The organism is Pseudorhodobacter sp., from assembly GCF_030452865.1.
Lineage (GTDB): Bacteria > Pseudomonadota > Alphaproteobacteria > Rhodobacterales > Rhodobacteraceae > Pseudorhodobacter.
On record NZ_JAKDLJ010000201.1, the window covers coordinates 1 to 6499 of the forward strand.

At 60.3% G+C, this 6499-nt stretch carries 9 protein-coding genes; all 9 read right to left on the reverse strand.

The genetic code is table 11. The features are described 5' to 3' along the window. Window positions 1-41 precede the first annotated feature (41 nt). Complete coding sequence (gene rocF / locus L0H65_RS12175; RefSeq protein ID WP_301459322.1) at window positions 42-968, reverse strand: arginase; 927 nt, start codon at window positions 966-968, stop codon at window positions 42-44. Beyond that, window positions 965-1318, reverse strand: a complete 354-nt coding sequence (locus tag L0H65_RS12180; protein ID WP_301459323.1) for a RidA family protein — start codon at window positions 1316-1318, stop codon at window positions 965-967. Before L0H65_RS12180 ends, rocF begins: the two co-directional genes overlap by 4 nt. 14 nt (window positions 1319-1332) lie before the next feature. Next, complete coding sequence (locus L0H65_RS12185; protein WP_301459324.1) at window positions 1333-2091, reverse strand: ABC transporter permease; 759 nt, start codon at window positions 2089-2091, stop codon at window positions 1333-1335. A 2-nt stretch (window positions 2092-2093) separates the two neighbouring features. After that, window positions 2094-2783, reverse strand: a complete 690-nt coding sequence (locus tag L0H65_RS12190) for an ABC transporter permease (RefSeq protein WP_301459325.1) — start codon at window positions 2781-2783, stop codon at window positions 2094-2096. A 56-nt stretch (window positions 2784-2839) separates the two neighbouring features. Further along, window positions 2840-3628 (reverse strand): ABC transporter substrate-binding protein, encoded by a 789-nt coding sequence (locus L0H65_RS12195; protein WP_301459326.1) that lies wholly within the window; start codon window positions 3626-3628, stop codon window positions 2840-2842. Window positions 3629-3656: 28 nt separating this feature from the next. After that, window positions 3657-4418, reverse strand: coding sequence for an ABC transporter ATP-binding protein (locus L0H65_RS12200; RefSeq protein ID WP_367651991.1), 762 nt, complete (start codon window positions 4416-4418; stop codon window positions 3657-3659). A gap of 5 nt (window positions 4419-4423) precedes the next feature. Beyond that, complete coding sequence (locus L0H65_RS12205; RefSeq protein ID WP_367651990.1) at window positions 4424-5806, reverse strand: FAD-dependent oxidoreductase; 1383 nt, start codon at window positions 5804-5806, stop codon at window positions 4424-4426. Then, window positions 5796-6113 carry a (2Fe-2S)-binding protein gene (locus L0H65_RS12210; RefSeq protein ID WP_301459328.1) on the reverse strand — a complete coding sequence of 106 codons (318 nt, stop codon included), beginning with the start codon at window positions 6111-6113 and terminating at the stop codon, window positions 5796-5798. The genes L0H65_RS12205 and L0H65_RS12210 overlap by 11 nt, the downstream gene beginning before the upstream one ends. Then, a partial coding sequence (locus L0H65_RS12215; protein ID WP_301459329.1) for an FAD-binding oxidoreductase occupies window positions 6079-6499 on the reverse strand: 421 nt, incomplete at its 5' end. The genes L0H65_RS12210 and L0H65_RS12215, both read right to left, overlap by 35 nt.

Below are 6499 nucleotides of genomic sequence, written 5' to 3' on the forward strand. Positions count from 1 at the left end.
AGGCAAGTTTGGATGGCGCAAGATGGGGCATGGCGGTACTTTCAAGAATGGCTGCTGGTGGGGCGGTCAAAAACGCGGCGGCCCAAAAGCGACGCCGTCAGGTCGACCATCAACGACGCGGTGCGACCGCGTTCGTCAAGGAAGGGATTGAGTTCAACAAGATCGAGCGAAGTCACAAGACCGCTGTCATGCAGCATCTCCATCGCGAGATGTGCCTCGCGCAACGTGGCTCCGCCGGGCACGGTGGTGCCGACCGCAGGTGCGATGCTGGGGTCAAGGAAATCAACGTCGAGCGAGACATGCAGCATGCCGTTTTCCGCCTTAACTCTTTCAAGGAAGCGGCGCAGGGGTGCTGCGATCCCCGTCTCATCAATTGCCCTCATGTCCACTGCCTGCATGTCGGTGGCCTGGATCGCATCGCGTTCCGGCCCATCGACCGAGCGCAGCCCGATCAGGCAGACGTTGCCTGTGGGGACCGTTGCCGCAAGGTCTGGAAAGCCGGGAAAATTGCTGCGGCCTGTGACATACCCGAGCGGTGTGCCGTGCAGATTGCCCGAATCCGTCGTATCAGGCGTATGGTAATCCGGATGCGCATCGAGCCAAAGCACAAAGAGCGGGCGATTTATCTTCGCCGCATGGGCTGCCACCCCGGCAACGGTGCCAAGAGACAGCGCATGATCGCCGCCCATGAAGATCGGGAAACCCTCTGCCACCGCTGCCCGCGCGGTGTCGGTCAGGGCGCGGGTCCAGGCGATGGTTTCAGCCAGCGCGTATAGCTTCCCGATGTCTGTGTCAGGCGTAAACGGGGCTGGGACGACATTGCCGCGGTCTTCGGAGTCATATCCCAATTCTGCAATCATATCGGCTATTCCAGCGGTTCGGTAGGAATCGGGACCCATCAGGCAACCACGACGGCGCTTGCCGCAATCCATCGGGGCGCCTATCAATATATATCGTTTTGTGGTCATTTGCTCGATCCCCGTTCGGTTGCCGTGATGATGATCTCAACCCTCAAGTCATCACCCGCCAGACGTGCTTCACCGCAGGCCCGCGCCGGGGCATGCCCCTCCGGCACCCACGCATCCCAAACCGCGTTCATGGCGTCGAAATCGGCCATATCGGCCAGCCAGATCACCGCTTGAAGAATATGTTTGCGTGAGGATCCTGCCTCGGCCAGCAGCGCATCAATGCGCGCCAGACAATCGCTGGTCTGTGCGGTGACATCTGCCCCCGCACCAACCTGACCGCAGAGATATACCGTCCCGTTGTGTTTTACGATCCGGCTCATTCTGGCGTTCGTGTGCATCCGGTCAATCATGTTTGCCTCCTTGGTCATCGGGTCGGTTCTGGGGTGATCTCGGCGGTCGCTGGCGTCTCGCGGCGCGTCAAATGGCGCAGATAGCGCCGCTCCAGCCAGCGGAAGACCGAAGCGATGCACAGCACGATCAGGAAATAAAGCAGGGCTGCGGTGATGAAGCCCTCATATGCCAGATAGTAGCGCCCATTCAGCCAGCGCCCGACGCCAAGGATATCCTGCAAGGTGATCGTGCTGGCCACAACCGATCCGTGCAGCATGAAGATCACCTCATTCGAATAGGCAGGAATGGCGCGACGGAAGGCCGAAGGCAGGATGATGCGGCGCAGACGGGCCTTGTAGGAATGGCCTGTGGCGATGGCGGCCTCAACCTCACCTTTCGGGGTGTCGATGATGGCACCACGCAACAGCTCCGTCGAATAGGCAGCAGTGTTGAGCGTGAAGGCGATCAGCGCGCACCACCAAGCGGAGGACAAGACCGGCTCCCACAGCCAGCTATGGCGGATGAATTCGAACTGACCAAAGCCGTAATAGATCAGGTAGGTTTGCACCAAAAGCGGCGTGCCGCGAAAAACATAGGTGTAGCCCCAGACAATCGGGTTCCAGAACCGGTGCCTCGAGGCGCGTGCGATTGCCATCGGAATTGCCAGCAAAGCGCCGATAAAAAGTGCAATGAACGTCAGGTTCAGCGTTGTCCAGACCCCATAAAGGAACCTGTCAAAATTCGCGGCGATCAGGGAAATATCAAGCGGGATATAGGAGAGGATCTGTTCCATGGTCATGCCCTCTCCACGCCGCGGCTGTAATGGCGGTTGAGCGCGCGGAAAGCGATATCCGACAGACCCGTCAGCGCCAGATAGATCACGAAGGCCGCCGCCATGAAGGTGAAAAGTTGTCCGGTGGAACGCCCGGCCGTGAAGGCGTTATAGACCAGATCCTGCAAGCCGATCACCGACACAAGCGCGGTGGTTTTCAATTGCACGAGCCAGTTGTTGGTAAAGCCGGGCAGCGCATAGCGGACCATTTGCGGCCAGATAATGTGGCGAAAGATCAATTGGCGCGGCATGCCGCAACTGATACCCGCTTCGATCTGCCCGCGTGGGATCGCCATGATCGCGCCGCGAAACGTCTCGGTGAAATAGGCGCCGAAGATGACGCCGATGGTCCCGGCACCGGCGACGAACTGGCTGATCTCGATATAGCCCCAAAGCCCGGTCGCATCGCCGATGGCGTTCAGCGTCACCTGCCCGCCGTAAAACACCAGCATGATCAGAACCAGATCGGGGATACCCCGCACTATCGTCGTATATCCCAGCGCCAGCCGTCTTGCGACGCGGCTGCCCGACAGCTTGGCCCATGCCCCCAAAAGCCCGAAGGCGACAGCGATCACCAGCGATGCCAGCGCAAGCTGGATCGTCATGACCGTGCCGGTGACAAGTTGTGACCGGTATTCAAGAATAAGATCCATCGCCCCGTCCTTTCGGATGAAGGCAGGGCCGCTACAGACGGCCCTGCCAGTTTAACTCAATTCGATGCCGGACGTGCGCCGTAGATATCGAAGGGGAAGTAGGTGTCGTTGATCTTCGCATAAGTGCCGTCCTCGCGGATCGCGGTGATCGCGGCATTCAGTGCCTCACGCAACTCGGTATCACCTTTGCGAACGGCGATTCCGACGCCTTCGCCGTAACATTCAACGTCGAGGTGATCGCCACCAAGAAAGGCATAATCCGCGCCATCCGGCGTCGACAGGAAACTTTCCTGCGCGATCAGCGAATCCGACAGTTCGGCGTCGATCCGGCCGAGCGCAAGATCGCGGAACACTTCTTCCTGTGTGCCGTAAAGCACGATCTCCGCACCGGGGAACATCTTTTCGGCATAACACTGATGCGTTGCGCCGCGCTGAACGCCGATGCGTTTGCCTGCCAATCCTTCGGGCGTGCCTTCAAAGCCCGCATCCTTTTTGGCGACCAGCCGCGCCGGGGTCTGATAGTATTTGTCAGAAAAGTCGATCTGGCGTTTCCGCTCCTCGGTAATCGACATCGAGGCGACGATGGCATCAAACTTTTTCGCCTTCAGGGCCGGGATCATCCCATCCCATTCCTGCTCCACCAACTCACACTTTCGCTGCATCTGGGCGCAAAGTGCGTTGGCGATGTCGATGTCAAAGCCCGCAAGTGTTCCATCGGCGTTCTTGTATGAGAACGGCTTGTAGGCGCCTTCAACGCCGATGCGCAGCACGTCCTGCGCGAATGCAGCACTGCCAAGCGTCAGGGCAAATGCCGCTGCGGTTGCAAACAATGTTCTTCTTTTCATGGTCGTTTCCTCCTTCAGATGGGTTTTGTCAGTTCATGCGTGATAAGAACGCCTTGAACTGTTCGGTTTCGGGGTTGGTAAAGAGTTTGCCGGGCGCGCCTTCTTCGCAGACTTCGCCCTTGTGCAGAAAAACCGTCTTTGACGACACGTCGCGGGCAAAGCCCATCTCATGGGTCACGACCAGCATGGTGCGACCTTCTGCGGCAAGATCGCGCATCACGGCCAACACCTCGCCCACAAGCTCCGGGTCCAGCGCCGAGGTCGGCTCATCAAACAGCATCACGTCCGGGTCCATCGCAAGCGCGCGGGCAATCGCCACGCGCTGTTGCTGCCCCCCTGAAAGATGCGCCGGATAATAATCGGCACGGTCCGCCAGCCCGACCTTGGCGAGCAGCGCCTTGGCTTTTTCGAGCGCCTCGCTTTTTGGAGTTTTCTGGACGTAAAGCGGGCCTTCCAGCACGTTCTCCATGACCGTCATGTGGGACCAGAGATTGAAGCCCTGGAACACCATCGCAAGCCGCGCGCGCATCCGCTCAACCTGACGGATATCGGCGGGAACGGTCTCGCCGTGGCGGTTCCGCTTCATGCGGATTTTTTCACCCGCCAGATAGACATCACCTGAATTGGGCGTCTCCAACAGATTTATGCAGCGCAGGAAGGTGCTTTTACCCGAGCCGGAAGCCCCGAGGATCGCAATCACGTCGCCTTTCTGCGCCTCCATCGAGACGCCCTTGATAACTTCATGTTGGCCGAAACTTTTGTGCAGGTTGTCGACCTTTAGGGCGGAAATACCGGTCATGCTGAAGTCTCCTGTTGGGTTGCAAGGGCTGCCAGTTCGCCAAGCCGGATGGGTTTGATGGGGCTGCGGGCGCGGGGCGTTGCGGGTTTGGCGCCGCAGGATGAAAGAATTCCGCGCACTGTCAGGTCGCACATGCGGCCTTGGCACGGACCCATTCCGGCGCGTGTTGCGGTTTTTACCTGCCTCAACCCGTTTGCACCTTCCTGGATTGACTGACGGATATCGCCCGCCGTGACCTCCTCGCACCGGCAGGCAATAGCCGCGTCAGGCGGAGACAGAAATTCTGCGAGGGGCGCATAGGCGGTATCAAGAAATGGCCTGATCGCCAACGCACGGCGCAGCATGGCACGGTCAGGGGCAGATTTCTGATTGCGTGCGTCCTCACTCAACAGCCCTTGAAGATGCAGAATATCCAGTGCTGCCAGCCGCCCCGCTGCTTGTGCAGCCTCAGCGCCACCTATTCCTGCGCCATCGCCCGCGACATGAATGCCGGGAACATCGGTCCGACCCCATGTATCGACTGCCGGTTGAAACGCTCGCTGCACATCGGTCCACGAATGAACGATCCCCGCTGCACGGCTCATATGGGTTGCCGGGACGACGCCTTGGTGGGTCAGAAGGATCGGTGTGTTCAACTGGTGTGCTTTGCCCTTGGCGAGGAACGAGAAGGCGATACCGCCATCCTCTGTCATTGCAGCCCTAAATCCAGACGCGCCGGTGTATCGCGCCACGCCCGCGGCGCGGATTTTGCGTATAAAGCCAAGGCCCTTGATCAACATTCTTGCGGCGAGCAGCGCGCGCGGCAGTTGCGGCGCTGCCCGGAGCATTGACGCGATCGTCTGCGTTTCGACCAATGCTCTGGGAGGCGCGCCTGCGTCGATCATCTGGGCCGCGATGAGGTATAGGAGCGGGCCGGACCCGGCCAGCACCGCGTCGCGCGGCAAAAGGCCAGCGGTCTTCATCAATATCTGCGTAGCACCCGCTGGCATCACGCCGGGCAGCGTCCAACCCGGAAATGGGACCGGACGTTCCTGCGCGCCGCCAGCCAGAAGGATGTGGGGTGCGCAGCTCATGCGGCTTTCGCCCTCACGGGACCAGATGACACGGGGGCCGGCTTCAATCCGCCAGACGGTTGCACCATATTCAGCAGTGATATTCGGGTGGTCAAGTGCGTCAACAAGTGGTTTGCCTGCGACGTAATCCTTGCCGAGATAGGTTCTGGCATCGCCATTCACGCCGACATTGCGAAAGATCTGGCCGCCCGCGCGGGGCTGTTCATCCAGCAGCAACACCTGCGCACCGGCGCGCGCGGCGGTCGCAGCAGCGGCCATTCCCGCAGGGCCAGCGCCGACGATGATGACATCAGCATCATGCATCATGGCCGCCTCCGATCAGGGGCCGCAATCCGCGCTGTCGCCGCAGAACCATCCCCTCGCGGACAGCAATCATACAGCCCTGAACGTTCGGTCGCCCGTCCACCTCGACCAGACAATCAAAGCAGACCCCCATCATGCAAAAGGCGGTGCGTGCAGCGCCCGTTGCGCTATGACGTGCCGGATCGCCGGAATGAGCGAGCATCGCCGCCGCGACGGTATCGCCGGGTTGTGCTGCAATACGCACGCCGTCCAGTGTCACATGCACCGCCGCCGCATCAGGCCGCGTTAAAAAGCGCGAAGCGATTTTCATCGAAAGCCTCCAGATTTGGTGCGGTTGAGGTGCCTTCAATCCATTCGGCCAAGGCGGTGGCGTGAAGCGGGGCCAAGGTGACGCCGCTATGACAGGTCACAAGATATGCGCCGGGATACTGGGACGACCGCGCATAGACCGGATAGCCGTCCGGCGACATCACACGCAGCGCGCCCCATGCACGAACAACCCGCACATCTGCCAGCGCCGGAAAAACCGTCACTGCATGCCGCGCAAGCCGCGCCATCACGCCGAGCGTCTCACGGTCATCCGGCCCTGCTTCGGCCTTGGTGCCGCCGATCTGCACGCCCCCCTCATCCACCTGCCGGATTGTGCTGGACAAAAACGGCAGTCGGTCGGCCAGCTTTTCGGTAATCAGCAATTCG